This is a genomic window from Kaistella yananensis, from assembly GCF_026107505.2.
In the GTDB taxonomy this organism is placed as follows: domain Bacteria; phylum Bacteroidota; class Bacteroidia; order Flavobacteriales; family Weeksellaceae; genus Kaistella; species Kaistella yananensis.
This window is the reverse complement of the sequence record NZ_JAPCHZ010000004.1, coordinates 344,427-360,637: the sequence shown is the minus strand read 5'-3', so window position 1 is coordinate 360,637 and position 16,211 is coordinate 344,427. Positions and strand designations below refer to the sequence as shown.

Sequence of the window (16,211 nt, the reverse complement as noted above, 5' to 3'; positions counted from 1 at the left end):
AGAAGCCAATTTATTTTGGCATGGAAGTTGTAAATTAATTTCCGATTCTCATGTTTAATTTGAGTTTTCATGGTTATTAGTTTTTACCCAGCCTCGGCTGGGTTTTTTATTGGGCATTGATTTCCTCTGCCTCTTCCATAAGTTTCAGGTAGGTTGCGTAGCGGGTCTCCTCAATTTCTCCGGTCTCAAGCTGCTGAAGTACCGCACATTTGGGTTCGTTGATATGCATACAGTTGTGAAACTTACATGCTCTTCCGACACGGAATATTTCCGGGAAATAATGCTGAATTTCTTCCTTCTGTACATCAATCATCGCAAATTCTCTTACACCAGGCGTGTCGATTACACTGCCCCCAAATTCCCAGAAATGCATCTGTGCAAAGGTAGTAGTGTGTTTTCCTTTGAGTTGAGATGATGATATTTCTGATGTTTTCAGATTAAGATCCGGTTGCAGGGCGTTGACAAGTGTAGATTTCCCGCTTCCAGAATGGCCAAAAAACACAGAAACCTGGTCTTTTATGATATCCTGAAGCGTGTCCAGATTAAGTTTTGAGTAAGATGAAATCTCCAAAGTCTGGTAACCGATATTCTGATACAGCGCTTCTGTTTCTTCCACCAGCTCGCGGGCAGCATCATTTAGGATATCCATTTTATTGAAGAGGATCAGCGGCTTGATGTTGTAGGCTTCGCAGCAGGCCAAAAACCTGTCGAGGAAGCCCAGTGATGTTTCTGGATGTATCAGGGTGTAGATAAAGCAGGCTACATCGATGTTTGAGGCGATGATGTGCGCTTCTTTCGAAAGGTTCACCGATTTTCTGATGAGATAATTCTTTCTGGGTTCAATCCTCGTGATCCAGGCGACATCATCCTGTTCCAGAGAGAATTCTACCTTATCTCCTACCGCCAGCGGATTGGTAAGCCGGGTTTTAATCAGCTTGAATTTGCCACGTATCCTGGCTTCAAAAAACCTTCCTGTTCCCTGATCCAGAACCTGGTACCAACTTCCGGTAGATTTGGTGACAAGACCTTTCATTTGTTATTAATGATTATTGCCTTTGATGACATTAGCATAAAATTTATGGCTTTTGAGAAATCAGTATCCTCATATTCAAATCCTGTTTTTCTCAGATTGTAATAGCAGTCCTGAAGATTTTTGGTAATAGCTTTTTTCGGTCTCAAGAGCAAATTCTTTTTCTTTAAAATAGGCTACTAAAAAACCACTTTTCCACAAGCCCGAGCTGCTGCATTATAAAAATCAAAATAACCAACTTCAATTTCAGTATCACCGGCTTCATTTATTGAATAGAGCAGCTGGTCGCTAAGTTCATTTCTGAACGCTTCCAATAATACATCACTCAATAATTTAAAGTCGCTCATCTGTTAGATGTTATTCTGGATTTCAATTGACTCTTCATGAATTGCTTTAAAGACTTTCTCTATGAAATCAGGCGACATTCCGGTTTCATCAGCTTTCTGGGTTGCGTATTCGGTGATGATTTTCCAACGCTCCGGCTGAAAGATGGCAATATTGTTTTCTTTCTTGAGCGTACCGATCTTTTCTGAGATTTTCATCCTGTGGGAAAGAATTTCAATCAGCTGGAAATCGAGGTCAGAAATAAGGGTACGGTGACGGCCCATTTCATCATCGAATGCAGAGATATCGGAATTTCTTATCTGTAAATTCCCGATCAATTCTGCAAGCACTTCCGGGGTAATCTGCTGTGAAGCGTCACTCCAGGCATCGTCGGGATTGCCGTGGGTTTCTATAATCATGCCTTCGTAGCCAACGTTCAGGGCTTCCTGCGCGATCCCCGCCAAACCGGATCTGTTGCCGCAGATATGCGAAGGATCTACCAGCATCGGGATGTTGGGAAACTGCTGCTTGAAATCCAGCGCAATCTGCCAGTTTGGGATATTGCGGTATTTGGTTTTCTGGTAGGTTGAAAAGCCACGGTGAATAACGCCTAAGTTCTTTACATCCTGGCCCAGAAGTCTTTCCAGAGCGCCAATCCACAAGGCAAGATCAGGGTTCACAGGGTTTTTTACGAAGACGGGCTTATCGGTTCCTTTCAGGGCTTCGGCGATTTCCTGTACGGTGAAAGGGTTTACGGTAGAACGCGCGCCAATCCACAGGATGTCGACGTCAGCTTCCAGAGCGGCTGCCACATGGTGGGCATTGGCTACTTCGGTAGCGGTTCTGAAGCCGTATTCTTCTTTTACTTTCTTCAGCCAGTTGAGACCGATGACTCCTACGCCTTCGAACCCATTGGGTTTTGTTCGCGGCTTCCAGATTCCGGCACGGAAAATAGAGACGGAGTCTGTGGATTCTTTTATCCTTTTAGCGGTTTCCAGCATCTGCGATTCGCTTTCTGCACTGCAGGGGCCGGCAATAATTAAGGGAGAGGCAAAATCTTTTACCCAGTTGTTCTTCAGTTCTTTTAAATTCATGCTATGATAAAAAGCCAAATTTCATTGGCATTGTTTTGATTATTTTAGTTCAGATCAAACTTAAAGATTTCGTCGAGTTCTTTTAAAACAGGATTGATTTCTGCAAATTTATCAAAAATCTTCCGTTTGGTCATGATTTCTTTTTTCAGGGTAACATCGTTTTTGTACTCAACTGCGATATTGAAATGACTTACTTTGTGCATAAAATGGTTAAAGAAATCTGCCCGTACCTTCTCGAACTCGCTTTTTGCAGAATCTGACGGATAGGTGATTTCAATGGTGTTTTCGTCCTTTTTCTGCAGGATGAAAGAACTTATGGCGCTGTAGATGATGATATCTCTTTTCTTAAGTTCTGTGAGGAACTTCTGCCACTCGGTGCGGAGATCGGTTTCGGTGAAGTGATTGCTTGGCAGATGTTCCTTTGCCGTGGTTTCCGTTGCTTCTTCCTTTTCTTCGGTCTGCTGTAACACGGCAGTGATGCTGAATTTAGAAGAAACCTTGCGCGCCGCAATGGGTGCCGCTGTCTTTTGAACTACAGGTTCTTCCTTCTGGGGAAGCTCTGCAGCAACGGGTGTTTTGGTTTCAGGTTTGGGGGTTTGTGGAACTGATACCGCAGTTTTAAGAAGCGGCGATAATATCAGATACTTTTTTTTTTAGGCTCGGCACCGTTCGCCGTGAGGGACGAAAGCTGCATTAAAGCAATCTCTATCGTAAGCCGTGGATTCTTGGAATTCTTATAATTGATGTCTGCATGGTTGCAGATTTCAATGGCGTCGATAAGCTGCTGGGCATTCCATTTTTTGCTCTGTTCGGAGAATCTTGCTTTGGTCTTCTCGCCTACTTCGATGAGGTTCAGAGTATGGGGATTTTGCGCCATCATAAGGTCGCGGAAATGGCTGCCCAATCCTGCGATGAAGATGTGGGGATCGAAGCCTTTTTTCACGATCTCATTGAATGCGAAAAGCACATCGGGAATTCTGTTTTCGTGCGCCAGGTCCACAATATTCAGGTACTGGTCGTAATCGAGGATATTGAGGACTTCGGCGGCTTTGGCCAAAGTGATGTTCTTCTGGGTAAAGGTTGACAGTCTGTCGAAGATGGAAAGTGCATCACGCAGCGCACCATCAGCCTTCTGGGCAATGAGGTAAAGCGCGTCGTCTTCGAATGCGATACCTTCCTTATCCGCAATATTCTTCAGGTGGCTCTGGATGTTTTCAATGGTAATCCGTTTGAAATCGTAAATCTGGCAACGTGAAAGGATGGTAGGAATAATCTTGTGTTTCTCGGTGGTGGCGAGAATAAAGATGGCATGCGCAGGCGGTTCTTCCAGTGTTTTAAGGAAGGCATTGAACGCCGCTGAGGAGAGCATGTGCACCTCGTCAATGATATAAATCTTGTACTTTCCTACCTGAGGTGCAAAGCGTACCTGGTCGGTGAGTTCGCGAATGTCTTCAACGGAGTTGTTGGACGCAGCATCCAGTTCGAATATGTTGTAGGCAAAGCCGTCTTCGGAGGTAGAACCGTCTCTTTCGTTGATTTTACGGGCGAGGATCCTGGCGCAGGTCGTTTTACCTACTCCACGCGGACCACAGAACAGGAGTGCCTGTGCGAGCTGATTTTCGTGAATAGCATGCTCCAGTGTATCTGTAATATGCGCCTGCCCTACCACAGTATCGAACTCCTGAGGGCGGTATTTTCTTGCAGAAACCACGAAATTTTCCATTGGTCAAAAATAAGGAAATTATTGAGATGAGTAAAATAATTGTGAGAAAATTAGTGAGGGTTTTATGGATTAATTCTGCATCAATAACTTAAAAGAAATACACCGAATCCCCCCACTCCTCAATACCTATCACATTAAAAGCACACAAGCTGTAGATTCCTTTGGAAATGATTCCCAAAACAACCCCTTTTTGTGAAGGAGATCCGAACAAGACTCGGATAAGACTTGAAGAAATGTACAGGGAGACGTTAAGAATACCTTACTTTTCCTGCACGATGGTATGGCGCAAGTATGGCGCAAGTATGGCTCAACCTTTGGTATCTGCTTGTGAAAAGGGGTTACAAAGAAATTAATCAGGTAAAAAAATGATTATCGGTAATTTGAATCGGGCAATAACGTGCTGATTTGTAATGTGTTGTAAATTTAATGATAAATGGTGATTCCTGCAACTGTATACGCTGATTTTATTTTATTTGATGGAAAAGTAAAGTATGGCGGAAGTAGATTATATACTTGAAATTAGAGAGAAGTTTGAGTTACCACTGTTTTGAGATAAAAACTGATGCGGAACGCCCATCTTAATTTTAAAACGATGCTCAGTTAAATGTACAGTTGTAGTTATATGCCTTATTTACTGCGCATTTATTATCAACAGTACCATGTAAGTAGCAAAAGTTTGAGGAAACAAAAATAATTATCCAATACATTTATTATATTTGAATACATATATATCATAACAGTGATACCAATATCTACAAATTTTGGGATGTTTGTATTACGGAGTGATACATATAAGTAAGTTAGCACCAATATTAAGAATGACCGAACAGACAACACATATTGACGCAGGACAAAGTAAAATTTTAAACCTTGACGCTGACGACCAAGGCAATTTCATTGCGTTTACTGACAACAAAACGGTTGTAACAAACGACCATAATTTAAAAATAGAAATCGACTTACGCTTTCCGATTATTCGCAGACTTGACAACGAAACATTTTTCATTGCTGACAGTCGGACAGAGAAAGACAACAACGGTTATATTTCTAAATTCAGCGGACAATTAGTAAAGTCATTTTTAGCTGGTGACGGAATAGAGGATATCATCGTTCATCGGAACAAAATTATAATAACGTATTTTGACGAAGGGGTTTACGGTGGTGACGGACCAAACGGAGATGGACTTGCCGTGTTTGATTTTGAAGGACAACAAGAATTTGGTGTTAATTCAAGTGCAGGAGATATGGTAATTGCTGACTGTTACTGTATTTGCAAACACGGGACAAACAAAGTTTTGTTTTACGCATATACTGACCTAAAAGTATTTGAACTTAATCTTGACACTTTTAAATTTGAAAGCTTTGAAACCCCAAATGACTTTTCTGGAACATCAGCAATATCAAGCACCGTAGACAAGATTATTTTTCATTCAAGCTATAACGACAAGAGAAGTTTTTTCTCGTGGGACAGAAATAAAAAAGAGGTAATAAAGTTTGGCGACTATTCACCAGGCTTGACAGGAATAAATAATGGAAAGTTTTTAATTTATGGTGACAGTGGATACACAATTATTAACCCGACAGAATAATACTGGTGCTGACAGGAGTTTGGCAAAAAAGCGGGTTTAGTGCTTAAATGAAGCCTTGTGCTTCGTATCAAGTTCAGTGCTTGAAGACAGTTTAGTAATTCGAAATCCGCTTCTTCGCCAAGCGCCAAAACGTTGTGCGTAATTTTAAACAAATATTCTGAAAAACGACATTGAAAATATTTGATAAAATATTATATTATAACTCAATCAAAATTAACTTGATTGTAGTTTGTATTTTGTTTTTCACTAACAATCTATTTTCACAAAACTGTATACTTCCAAATGGGAAATATAAAGTAGAATTCGATAAACAATTCGAAAAGCATCCAAAATTTGAGTTTAGAATTTTGAATGATTCCATTACTTTTTATGAAAGCAATTCTAAAATCAGTCGTAAAATCGAAAAAAATAATGATTGTAGTTTGGTAATCGAAAAAGAAATAATAGATGACAACAATTTAACGGAATTTCAAAAAATGTTAAACAAACGACATCCATTTTACACCTTTAAAAAGAATAATAATTCCAAATTTGAATTTATTTATAGAATCGATTTTCACATAATGATCAATTCTGGGAATTTTATCCTAATAGAATCTGAATAAAAAACTACGCACAACATATTCTATTGATCTTATCCTCATCCTGAATAAACTGCTTCATAATTTTCAGAAAAAACCTATCTGAGCACTTCAAAAATTAGTTCGAAACATCATTATCTGTCTATGAAATATCTTTTACTACTTTTTTCACTCCTGACATCCATCAACATTTCGGCCTGTAAGTGTGAACTCCTACGATCAAGAACTCTTTTGAATCAGCAGATTTTGTATTTACCGTTGATATATATGATGTAAATACAACCTACAAAACGGGATATTGGGAGGTAGAAAACTCTTTGGCGAAAGCAAAAATAGAAAAAGTTTACAAATCGTCTGCGCCTGACTTCAGGAGTAAAGAAATTACATTATTCGGACAGCAGTTCAATTCCTGTGATATCATTTTTAAAGAGAAAGGTAAGTTTCTGATTTTTGCCAATGTAGAACCGGATACCACCTTCTTTTACTCTTCATTTTGCTATGCAACACAGGAAATATCTCAATTAAGCGTAAGTGATTTTGCACTTTTGGAGCAACTGAAGAACAACTTAGCTAAAGAAATTTCAACACAGGACAACTTTGAAATATCTTATGAGGACCTGCTTACGGCTCCGGATAAAGTATTAAAGCAACTTATGATTGAAAATGCGCAACTCTCGGAACACCACCGAAAACAGAAAATCTATATTGCTTCTCTTTCAGCTTTATACCTTTTAACCTTTATTATTTTCATTTTATTTTACAAAAAGAAAAAGAGTAATTAATAAGCAGAAATTACACATTTATCCATAAAAAAATCCCTTCATTTGAAAGGATTTCTATTTTAAAACGAATTCTTAAAGCGTATTGCCTTCTTCCAGAATTTCTTTGTGCTGGTATTCCTGCACGAGGTCGATCGCGTTTGAGATGACGTCGCTCAGGGCCGTGATAAAGGTGTTTTCTTCGGCGAGGCTCATGGCGTGTTTCAGCGCATCGATTTCTTTTGGAATGATTTCGTAGCTTACATCCTTACCCGAACTCTGCATCCCGTCGATCACCAGAGCGTTGATTTCCTCTTCGGTCCTGCCGCGAAGGTGCTTTTCGTTCCGGATGATGATATGGTCGAACATGCGGCCTGCAATTCTGCCGCACTCGCGGATATCGCCGTCGCGGCGGTCTCCGACTCCGGAAATGATTCCAATCTTCTTTGGCGAATCAACATTTTTGAGGTAATCTTCAATAGCCTCGTAACCTGCAGGATTATGGGCAAAGTCGATGAGGACCTTGAATTTCTTGAATTTAAAGATATTCAGCCTTCCCGGCGTAAGCGCAGGACTTGGAATAAAAGTACGGAGTGAGTTTGCGATATCTTCGATCTCAAAGCCCTGTAAATATGTCGCAAGGCTGGCTGCCAACACATTGGAAATCATAAACCTAGCCTTTCCTTCCATGGTGATAGGCACATTGATGGCTTTCACGATTCTGATCTTCCAGTCGCCTTTTTTGATGGTGATAAACCCTTCTTCGTACACACAGGTCACTTTACCTGCCTTCGCGAATTTTACAATATGAGGATTATTCTCGTCGAGACTAAAAATCGCCACTTTAGAATCAATATCAGGCATGAGCCTCATGGAATATTCATCGTCAGCATTCAGGACACTCCAGCCGCCCTTCTTCACCGAGTCGAGGACTACCCTTTTAACGCGGGTTAAATCTTTGAGGTTGTGAATATCATTGAGCCCCAGATGATCTTCTTTGATGTTGGTCAGTACGCCAATATCGCAGGAACTGAATCCCAGACCTGAGCGCAGGATTCCACCGCGGGCAGTTTCCAGTACGGCAAATTCAACGGTAGGATCTTTAAGGACAAATTCTGCGGAAATTGGTCCTGTAGTATCGCCCTTGGTGAGCATGGTATTCTGGATGTAAATCCCGTCAGAGGTGGTAAAGCCTACTCTGTAGCCGTTATTTTTCACGATATGGGCAATGAGTCTTGTGGTGGTGGTTTTTCCGTTGGTTCCGGTTACCGCAATAATAGGAATTCTGAAAGGTTTGCCCTGAGGATAAAGCATATCGACTACCGGCGCGGCTACGTTCCTTGGCAGTCCTTCGCTTGGAGCCAAATGCATGCGGAATCCGGGAGCAGCGTTCACCTCCAAAATCGCGCCACCGCTTTCCTTGAGCGGCTGTGTAAGGTTTTCTGCCATGATATCAATTCCGCATACATCAAGACCAACAATCTTGGAAATACGTTCGCACATGGTAACGTTCTCGGGGTGAATCATATCTGTAACATCGATGGAAGTACCGCCTGTAGAAAGGTTAGCGGTAGATTTAAGATATACCACCTCACCTTTCTGCGGGATGGTGTCGAGGGTATAATTCAGTTTTTCAAGAAGTTCATTCGTGTCTTTGTCGACAAGGATTTCAGTAAGCACATTTTCATGCCCGTAGCCTCTTCTGGGATCAAGATTTTCTTTATCGATGAGCTGGCGGATACTGAGTTCTCCATCGCCTACAATATGGGCAGGCACCCGGCGCGCTGCCGCCACCATTTTGTGGTTGATAACCAGCACGCGGAAATCGTAACCGGTAATGTATTTCTCAACAATCACCCTGCTGGAGTACTTTTGCGCATGCTGCAGACCGATTTTGGCCGTTTCGAGGTCGTTGACATTGATGGATGATCCTTTGCCGTGATTACCATCCAGGGGTTTCAGTACAATCGGATATCCAATTTTGCGGATCACCCTTTCGAGTTCTTCAGGTTCTGTCACCAGATCGCCGGAAGGCACAGGAATAGCGGCCTCATCGAGCATTTTTTTAGTAAGTTCTTTATTACAGGCAATGTCTACAGCAATGGATGAGGTTTTCCCGGTAATTGTTGCCTGGAATCGCTGCTGGTTGACGCCATAGCCCAGCTGCACCAAAGAGTTGCGGCCAAGGCGGATCCACGGAATGTTTCTGGCAGCGGCTTCTTCAACAATACTTCCGGTAGAAGGCCCGAGTCTTTCGCGCTCCCGGATTTCGCGGAGTTGCTGAATGCAGGCTTCAATATCGTAATCTCGTGCTTCGATAATACATCGTGCGATTTCCACGGACTGTTCTGCGGCGTAAACTCCGGAATTTTCTTCCAGATAACTGAAAACAACATTATAAATGCCCGGGGTTTTGGTTTCCCTGGTACGGCCGAAACCGGTATCCATCCCGGCAAGGGTCTGAATCTCCAGTGCGATGTGTTCGATGACATGGCCCATCCAGGTGCCCATTTCCACACGCTGAAAGAAGCCTCCTTCAACCCCTTCGGAACAGCGGTGTGTGATTAAAGAAGGAATCAGTTTTTCGAGCCTCGTACGGAAGCCTTCAATTTTATTGGTTGGCAAATGCTCTACTTCTTCCAGATCCAGCCGCATCTGGATGAGTTTTTTTCTACGGATGCTCCAAATATTCGGGCCTTTTAGAACCTGTATTTTTTCAATTTTCATAACGTAAATGTGTAAGGTGACTGATGTATGAAAACCAAAGATAATTGAAAAACAGTATAATTCGGCATAATTTTTTACACAGACTCTGAATTATTAATAAATAAACAGCGTAAATATCAGTGATTCAGTATTATTTTTATTTGATTTAGCGCCTAAGCCTCTGATTATTTTTTTTAAATTTGCATCCTATGAGACCAGTTGGAAAATTAATGATTATCGGTGGAGCCGTAAATAAAGGCAGTTTTGCAGAAACCGATTACGACCAGAATGTAGAAAAAAACCTCAACTTTTTTGAAAGGGGCATCCTCAGGAAAATCATCAACGAGTCACGGCTGAAAGAGGATTCGGTGATCGAGATCATCACCACAGCTTCTCAAATTCCACAAATTGTGGGCCCAGAATATAAAAAAGCATTCGAATTTTTAGGTTCGAAAACCGTTAATATCCTCGATATCCAGAACCGGGAACAGGCGAACAGCGATGCTATCGTGGCACGCGCCAACGCTGCCGATGTGGTGATGTTTACCGGAGGCGACCAGCTGAGGCTGACTTCGATTCTTGGAGGGACAAGATTCCATGACGCTATTCTCCTTAAATACCAGGAGCAGGATTTTATCTATGCCGGAACTTCGGCAGGCGCTGCAGCAGCTTCTGAAAACATGATTTATCAGGGTTCGAGCAGTGAAGCGCTTCTGAAAGGTGAAATTAAAACTACCCAGGGTTTAGGATTTATCGAAAATGTTATTGTCGATACACATTTTGTTCAAAGAGGCAGAATCGGCAGACTTTTTCAGGCCGTGGTAAACAACCCACGCACCCTGGGAATTGGTCTGGGAGAAGATACCGGTCTCTTTATTCACGGCGATACGATGACGGCCATTGGGTCGGGACTTGTGATTCTGGTGGACGGCAGATTCATTAAAGATACTAATCTTACCAAGATCGACCTGGGGCAACCGATTTCCATTGATAATCTCACGGTTCATGTGATGTCCCAGAATGATTATTTCGATCTGAAGACGAAAGAACTCACCATCGTGAACTCGCAGTACAGCCCAATCCCACAGGAACGTTAAGGAATTTAAATTTTTAATTACGTTCGCTCCGCTATGCTGCTTTTGCAAGCTATTAACATCCTATTCATAAATACATGAAAATCATCATCCACGGCGGCTTCTTCTCCGAAAGCGACCAAAGCCACGAAGTAAAAGTAGCCAAACAAAATTCACTCAAAGCAATTGCTGCCAAGGCTTTTGACTATTTGCAGAGCCATACAGCGGAGGAGACAGCAGTATATGCAGTCTCTTTGCTGGAGGATGATACGCTGTATAACGCCGGAACCGGATCACAAATCCAGAGCGACGGGAAAATCAGGATGAGTGCGTCGCTGATGAATGGTGAAAACCAGAAGTTCTCCGGCGTCATCAATATTGAAAATGTAAAAAATCCGATTCAGGTCGCCAGGGTTCTGATGAAAGAAAACGACCGGGTTTTGGGTGGAAACGGAGCAAAAACTTACGCTACTGCCAATGAATTTGAGGACTATTCTACTGAAATTCCGCAACGCAGAAAAGAATATGAAGCGAAAGTGAAAAACGGCGGGAAAGGCACTGTTGGATGCGTGGCACTCGACCGAAACGGTCATTTGGCAGCAGCAACGTCCACGGGAGGCAAAGGTTTTGAAATCGTTGGCCGAATTTCCGATTCTGCAACGGTAGCCGGTAATTATGCCAACAGATACTGCGCGGTAAGCTGTACCGGAGTTGGTGAAGATATTGTGAGCAATGCCACTGCCGCGAAGATTGTAACCCGCGTCACTGACGGAATGAATCTTGAAGAGGCTTTTGAAAAGACTTTTGCTGAATTAAAAGAAATCGACGGGTTTGCCGGAGCCGTCGCCATCGACCGAAACGGAAACTTCTTTCACCGGGATTCGCATCCAACCATGGTTTTTGCCAGCTTCGACGGATCAACGTTCGAGGTCTTCGATTAAAATAAAAAAACTGTCCCATTTCCGGGACAGTTTCTCTTCGTATTAAATTATTATTGCAAAGCTTATTTTGTTTCAATCGCTGCCTGCGCGGCTGCCAATCTTGCAATCGGTACTCGGAACGGTGAGCAGCTCACATAATCCAGACCCAGTCTGTGGCAGAATTTCACCGATTCGGGGTCACCGCCATGTTCGCCACAGATTCCGACTTTAAGTTTAGGTTTCACGGATCTTGCTTTATCCACTCCGATTTTAATGAGTTCCCCAACACCGCTTTGGTCGATGGATACAAACGGATCTTCAGGAAGCAGTTTCAGATCAAGATATTTTGGCAAGAATCCACCGATATCATCCCTGGAGAATCCGAAAGACATCTGGGTAAGATCATTGGTTCCGAAACTGAAGAAATCTGCTACTGTAGCCAGAGAATCCCCTTTCAGTGCGGCACGTGGCGTTTCGATCATGGTTCCATAAAGGAAATTGATTTCTTTTACACCCATGTGTTTGCAAACTTCATCATAAACCCTGTCGACAATTTCTTTCTGGTGACGCAATTCGTGACGTCCCATTACCACAGGAATCATAATTTCAGGGTATGCTTTTTTACCTTCTTTCTGAAGTTCAGCTGCCGATTCCAGGATGGCGTGAACCTGCATCTCGGTAATTTCCGGATAAGAAACTCCCAAACGTACTCCGCGGTGGCCCAGCATCGGGTTGTTTTCGTGAAGTGCCAGGATTCTGCGGTTCAGCACACTCATTCGTACGCCAAGTTCGCGGCTCAGTTCCTGTAATTTTTCTTTGTCGTGAGGAACGAATTCGTGTAAAGGTGGATCTAACAGACGGATGGTTACGGGATTTCCGTTCATCACTTCCAAAGTTGCCTTGATGTCTTTTTTTACAAATTTGAAGAGTTCATCGAGTGCAGTTTTTCTTTCTGCCACTGTGGTACTCATAATCATTTTTCTGAGGAGGAATAAAGGTTTTTCGCTTCCTTCCCCGTAAAACATATGCTCTGTGCGGAAGAGGCCAATTCCTTCAGCACCAAAATACGATGCCTGCTGTGCATCTTTTGGTGTATCTGCATTGGTTCTAACGCCTAATTTTTTAGCTTTATCCACCAGCGTCATCAGAACTTTGTACGATGCGTTCTGGTTAAGATCGGTATTTGAAAGCTGCAGCACACCCTCGTAAGCCAGACCGGTGGTTCCGTTCAGGGTAAGCCATTCGCCTTCGTGAACTTTTTTTCCCGTATTGGTTACAAAATATTTTTCTTTTTCGTGAATTTCAATGTCTGAACAACCTACGATACAGCACTTACCCCAACCTCGGGCTACTAAAGCTGCATGAGAAGTCATACCGCCTTTTGTTGTAAGAATCGCCTGCGATTTGTGCATGCCATCGACATCTTCAGGGGAAGTTTCTTCGCGAACGAGAATTACTTTTTCGCCTTTAAGTCCCCATTCCACTGCTTCTTCTGAGGAAAAGACCACCCGTCCTGTAGCACCACCGGGGCCGGCAGGAAGACCTTTAGCTATCGGTTTGTTTTTCTTCTCTTCTTCGGGATCAATCATCGGTAAAAGCAATTCGATCAACTGATTTGGACCTACGCGCATTACCGCAGTATCCGCATCAATAAGTTTTTCTTTGTACATGTCGGCAGCCATTTTTACTGCTGCTACTCCATTCCGTTTACCTACGCGGCACTGGAGCATATACAGCGTTCCTTTCTCGATGGTAAATTCAATATCCTGCATGTCTCGGTAATGTTTTTCCAGACGTTTCTGGATTTCATTGAGTTCTTTATACTGCGCAGGCATTAATTTTTCTAAAGTTTTAAGATCTTTTGAATGATCATTTTTAGAAGCGTTGTTAATTGGTGCCGGAGTACGGATTCCCGCAACCACGTCTTCACCCTGTGCATTCACTAAATATTCACCATAGAAATGGTTGTCGCCGTTTCCGGGATTTCTGGTAAAGGCTACACCGGTACAGCTATTATCGCCCATGTTTCCGAAAACCATCGCCTGTACATTTACCGCAGTTCCCCAATCATCAGGGATTCTCTCAATTTTTCGGTATTCGATAGCTCGTTTACCGTTCCAGGAAGCAAATACAGCGCCTACTCCGCCCATCAACTGATCCCATGGATCTTCAGGGAATTCAACTTTAAGATATTTTTTAGTTAAGGCTTTGAATTCTTTTACAAGTTTTTTAAGGTCTGCCGCAGAGATTTCGGTGTCGAGTTCTACCCCTCTTTCTTTTTTAAGGTCGCCTAACCTTTCATCCATAATCTTACGGATTCCTTTGCCTTTAGCAGGTTCCATACCGCCTGCTTTTTCAATCACTACATCGGCATACATCATTACGAGTCTTCTGTAGGCATCGTAAGCAAATCTTTCGTCACCGGTCACTTCAATTAAACCTTTCACGGTTTCGTCATTCAGACCGATATTAAGGACGGTATCCATCATTCCGGGCATTGATCTTCTGGCTCCGGAACGTACGGACATGAGTAAAGGATCTTTTATGTCCCCAAATTTTTTGCCCATAAGTTTTTCAACCTCTGCAAGGGCATTTTTTATCTGTTTTTCGAGATGGGCAGGATATGTTCTGTTGTGGTTATAAAAATAAGTACACACTTCGGTGGTTACCGTAAATCCAGGAGGAACCGGCAGTTTAAGATCTTTGTGCCCCGCCATTTCAGCAAGGTTCGCACCTTTACCTCCGAGGAGGTTTTTCATCGATTCGTTACCGTCTGCTTTTCCGCCTCCGAAGGAATAAACATACTTGTCTTTAATGTTGCTGACACCGTTTTCTGCAATGGGATTTTTCACTGATTGTTTCCCGTTTGCTTTTCCTCCGTCTACGGAGTACACTTGCTGTTCTGCTTTGGCTTTGGTAGTCATAATATGTTAATTTTTAATTATTTCCTTTAAAAAATACAAGTAAATTTACGCAGAACCTGAAGTTAAAAACCAGATATCAGTGTGACAATTATCAATATTGACAAATTTCATATCCACACCAAATTCATTTAATTCATGAAAAGAAAAAAGAATTGCATCATTTTTGTACCCACGCAAACCAGAATATTAAAAAGAAAATTATGAAAACTTTATTTGCAGTCGCTATTTTGGGAACTTTATCATTTGCAAGCTGTGCCCAGAAAGAAGAAAAACGGGAAGAATATAAAGACTCACACAGCGTAGAGGAACGAAGAAATGCCGGAGTGGATTCCGCCGCATTTGAAAATGAAGCCCAAAAGGAGGATTCCCTGAAAGCAGAATAAAAAAAATGCGTCAGTTGACGCATTTTATTACTTTAATAATTAAAGAGTACGGAACCCCAGGTAAATCCGCTACCAAATGCGGAGAGGAGTACCAAATCTCCTTTTTTTACTTTACCCTGCTCTATCGCTTCGCTCAGCGCAATAGGAATTGATGCAGCGGTGGTATTGCCGTATTTCTGAATATTATTGAACACCTTATTATCCGGAAGACCCATTTTATTCTGTACAAACTCTGCGATGCGCAGGTTGGCCTGGTGCGGAATAAACATATCCAGATCATCCACCGTTTTACCGGCAGATTCCAGAGCCTCCATCATCGTTTCTGGGAATCTCGTTACTGCGTGTTTAAAAACGAAATTTCCGTTCATTACCGGATAAACTTCAGCATCGGTTACATTTTCGGGTTCCAGGCGCATCCGGTCGCTCCAGCCGTATTTGGATCCCGGAAATTTGGTGCAGAGTTCATCCGCATACTTCCCCTCGGAATGCATATTTACCGCTAAGATATCACCAGCAGAATCTTCTTCAGAAGCAGAAAGAATTACGGCACCTGCCCCGTCTCCAAAAATTACAGAAACTCCTCTTCCGGCATCAGAAAAATCGAGCCCGAAAGAATGAACTTCTGCCCCAACCACAAGAATGTTTTTATAGGTCTTTGACTTAATAAAAGCATTTGCAACGCTCATCGCATATACAAACCCTGAACACTGGTTTCTTACATCTAATGCACCAATGGTATCGCAGCCCAACATTTCCTGGAGCAGCACGCCACACCCCGGGAAATAATAATCTGGTGACAGTGTAGCAAAAACAATATAATCGATGTCTTTTGCAGTGAGTGCGGCCATTTTTAAGGCTTTTTCTGAAGCTTTGAAAGCTAAAAATGCCGTAGTCTCATCGGCATCGTTACGGTTTTTGCGGTGGTGGCGTTCTTTGATGCCTGTGCGTTCTGTAATCCACTCGTCACTGGTGGTCATCAGTTTCGAGAGGTCGTCGTTTGTTACGATGTTTTCAGGTACATAATGTCCTATTCCTTTGATAATGCTTTTCGTCATGACGATTAAAAAATTTATACAAATATAATTTTTATTTAAGGAATCGGAAAT

The 16,211-nt window shown here is 42.4% G+C and carries 13 protein-coding genes; 5 read left to right on the top strand and 8 right to left on the bottom strand.

The features are described from left to right. Positions 1-106: 106 nt before the first annotated feature. The 5 genes from rsgA to dnaX form a co-directional block, all read right to left on the bottom strand. On the bottom strand, positions 107-1,033 hold the full coding sequence (rsgA, locus tag OK344_RS08655; protein WP_265144419.1) for a ribosome small subunit-dependent GTPase A: 927 nt from the start codon (positions 1,031-1,033) through the stop codon (positions 107-109). Between the two features lie 176 nt (positions 1,034-1,209). Then, positions 1,210-1,377: a hypothetical protein gene (locus OK344_RS08650; protein ID WP_265144418.1), complete on the bottom strand. Its 168-nt coding sequence runs from the start codon at positions 1,375-1,377 to the stop codon at positions 1,210-1,212. Positions 1,378-1,380: 3 nt separating this feature from the next. Further along, complete coding sequence (locus OK344_RS08645) at positions 1,381-2,448, bottom strand: chorismate mutase (protein WP_265144417.1); 1,068 nt, start codon at positions 2,446-2,448, stop codon at positions 1,381-1,383. 44 nt (positions 2,449-2,492) lie between these two features. Next, the gene (locus OK344_RS08640) at positions 2,493-2,918 is read right to left on the bottom strand and encodes a DUF8439 domain-containing protein (RefSeq protein ID WP_265144416.1); all 426 of its coding nucleotides are present in this window, start codon (positions 2,916-2,918) and stop codon (positions 2,493-2,495) included. A gap of 167 nt (positions 2,919-3,085) precedes the next feature. After that, the gene (dnaX, locus tag OK344_RS08635; RefSeq protein ID WP_265144415.1) at positions 3,086-4,171 is read right to left on the bottom strand and encodes a DNA polymerase III subunit gamma/tau; all 1,086 of its coding nucleotides are present in this window, start codon (positions 4,169-4,171) and stop codon (positions 3,086-3,088) included. A gap of 818 nt (positions 4,172-4,989) precedes the next feature. Between dnaX and OK344_RS08630 the strand changes: the two genes are divergently transcribed. Both OK344_RS08630 and OK344_RS08625 read left to right on the top strand, forming a co-directional pair. Further along, the gene (locus tag OK344_RS08630; protein WP_265144414.1) at positions 4,990-5,760 is read left to right on the top strand and encodes a hypothetical protein; all 771 of its coding nucleotides are present in this window, start codon (positions 4,990-4,992) and stop codon (positions 5,758-5,760) included. A gap of 898 nt (positions 5,761-6,658) precedes the next feature. Then, complete coding sequence (locus OK344_RS08625) at positions 6,659-7,123, top strand: hypothetical protein (RefSeq protein ID WP_265144413.1); 465 nt, start codon at positions 6,659-6,661, stop codon at positions 7,121-7,123. A 72-nt stretch (positions 7,124-7,195) separates the two neighbouring features. Here the strand turns inward: OK344_RS08625 and cphA are convergent, their stop codons facing one another. Next, positions 7,196-9,826 carry a cyanophycin synthetase gene (gene cphA / locus OK344_RS08620; RefSeq protein ID WP_265144412.1) on the bottom strand — a complete coding sequence of 877 codons (2,631 nt, stop codon included), beginning with the start codon at positions 9,824-9,826 and terminating at the stop codon, positions 7,196-7,198. A 188-nt stretch (positions 9,827-10,014) separates the two neighbouring features. Here cphA and OK344_RS08615 point away from each other — a divergent pair, with 188 nt between their 5' ends. Together OK344_RS08615 and OK344_RS08610 are read left to right on the top strand one after the other, a co-directional pair. Next, positions 10,015-10,902, top strand: a complete 888-nt coding sequence (locus OK344_RS08615; RefSeq protein WP_088469205.1) for a cyanophycinase — start codon at positions 10,015-10,017, stop codon at positions 10,900-10,902. Positions 10,903-10,976: 74 nt separating this feature from the next. Beyond that, positions 10,977-11,819: an isoaspartyl peptidase/L-asparaginase gene (locus tag OK344_RS08610; protein ID WP_265144411.1), complete on the top strand. Its 843-nt coding sequence runs from the start codon at positions 10,977-10,979 to the stop codon at positions 11,817-11,819. Between the two features lie 62 nt (positions 11,820-11,881). Here the strand turns inward: OK344_RS08610 and ppdK are convergent, their stop codons facing one another. Next, entirely contained in the window at positions 11,882-14,722 is a 2,841-nt protein-coding gene (ppdK, locus tag OK344_RS08605) for a pyruvate, phosphate dikinase (protein ID WP_265144410.1), read from the bottom strand. A gap of 200 nt (positions 14,723-14,922) precedes the next feature. Between ppdK and OK344_RS08600 the strand changes: the two genes are divergently transcribed. Beyond that, positions 14,923-15,105 carry a hypothetical protein gene (locus OK344_RS08600; protein ID WP_265144409.1) on the top strand — a complete coding sequence of 61 codons (183 nt, stop codon included), beginning with the start codon at positions 14,923-14,925 and terminating at the stop codon, positions 15,103-15,105. A gap of 32 nt (positions 15,106-15,137) precedes the next feature. On the opposite strand, the gene OK344_RS08595 is transcribed toward OK344_RS08600, so the two are convergent. Then, positions 15,138-16,160 carry a 3-oxoacyl-ACP synthase III family protein gene (locus tag OK344_RS08595; RefSeq protein ID WP_265144408.1) on the bottom strand — a complete coding sequence of 341 codons (1,023 nt, stop codon included), beginning with the start codon at positions 16,158-16,160 and terminating at the stop codon, positions 15,138-15,140. Between the last annotated feature and the right edge of the window lie 51 nt (positions 16,161-16,211).

Bases quoted from the DNA above. Each gene is read 5' to 3' on its own strand.
- OK344_RS08645 (WP_265144417.1), bottom strand. From the start codon at position 2,448: ATGAATTTAAAAGAACTGAAGAACAACTGGGTAAAAGATTTTGCCTCT.
- OK344_RS08615 (WP_088469205.1), top strand. From the start codon at position 10,015: ATGAGACCAGTTGGAAAATTAATGATTATCGGTGGAGCCGTAAATAAA.
- OK344_RS08650 (WP_265144418.1), bottom strand. From the start codon at position 1,377: ATGAGCGACTTTAAATTATTGAGTGATGTATTATTGGAAGCGTTCAGA.
- ppdK (WP_265144410.1), bottom strand. From the start codon at position 14,722: ATGACTACCAAAGCCAAAGCAGAACAGCAAGTGTACTCCGTAGACGGA.
- cphA (WP_265144412.1), bottom strand. From the start codon at position 9,826: ATGAAAATTGAAAAAATACAGGTTCTAAAAGGCCCGAATATTTGGAGC.
- OK344_RS08595 (WP_265144408.1), bottom strand. From the start codon at position 16,160: ATGACGAAAAGCATTATCAAAGGAATAGGACATTATGTACCTGAAAAC.
- OK344_RS08630 (WP_265144414.1), top strand. From the start codon at position 4,990: ATGACCGAACAGACAACACATATTGACGCAGGACAAAGTAAAATTTTA.
- rsgA (WP_265144419.1), bottom strand. From the start codon at position 1,033: ATGAAAGGTCTTGTCACCAAATCTACCGGAAGTTGGTACCAGGTTCTG.
- dnaX (WP_265144415.1), bottom strand. From the start codon at position 4,171: ATGGAAAATTTCGTGGTTTCTGCAAGAAAATACCGCCCTCAGGAGTTC.
- OK344_RS08600 (WP_265144409.1), top strand. From the start codon at position 14,923: ATGAAAACTTTATTTGCAGTCGCTATTTTGGGAACTTTATCATTTGCA.
- OK344_RS08610 (WP_265144411.1), top strand. From the start codon at position 10,977: ATGAAAATCATCATCCACGGCGGCTTCTTCTCCGAAAGCGACCAAAGC.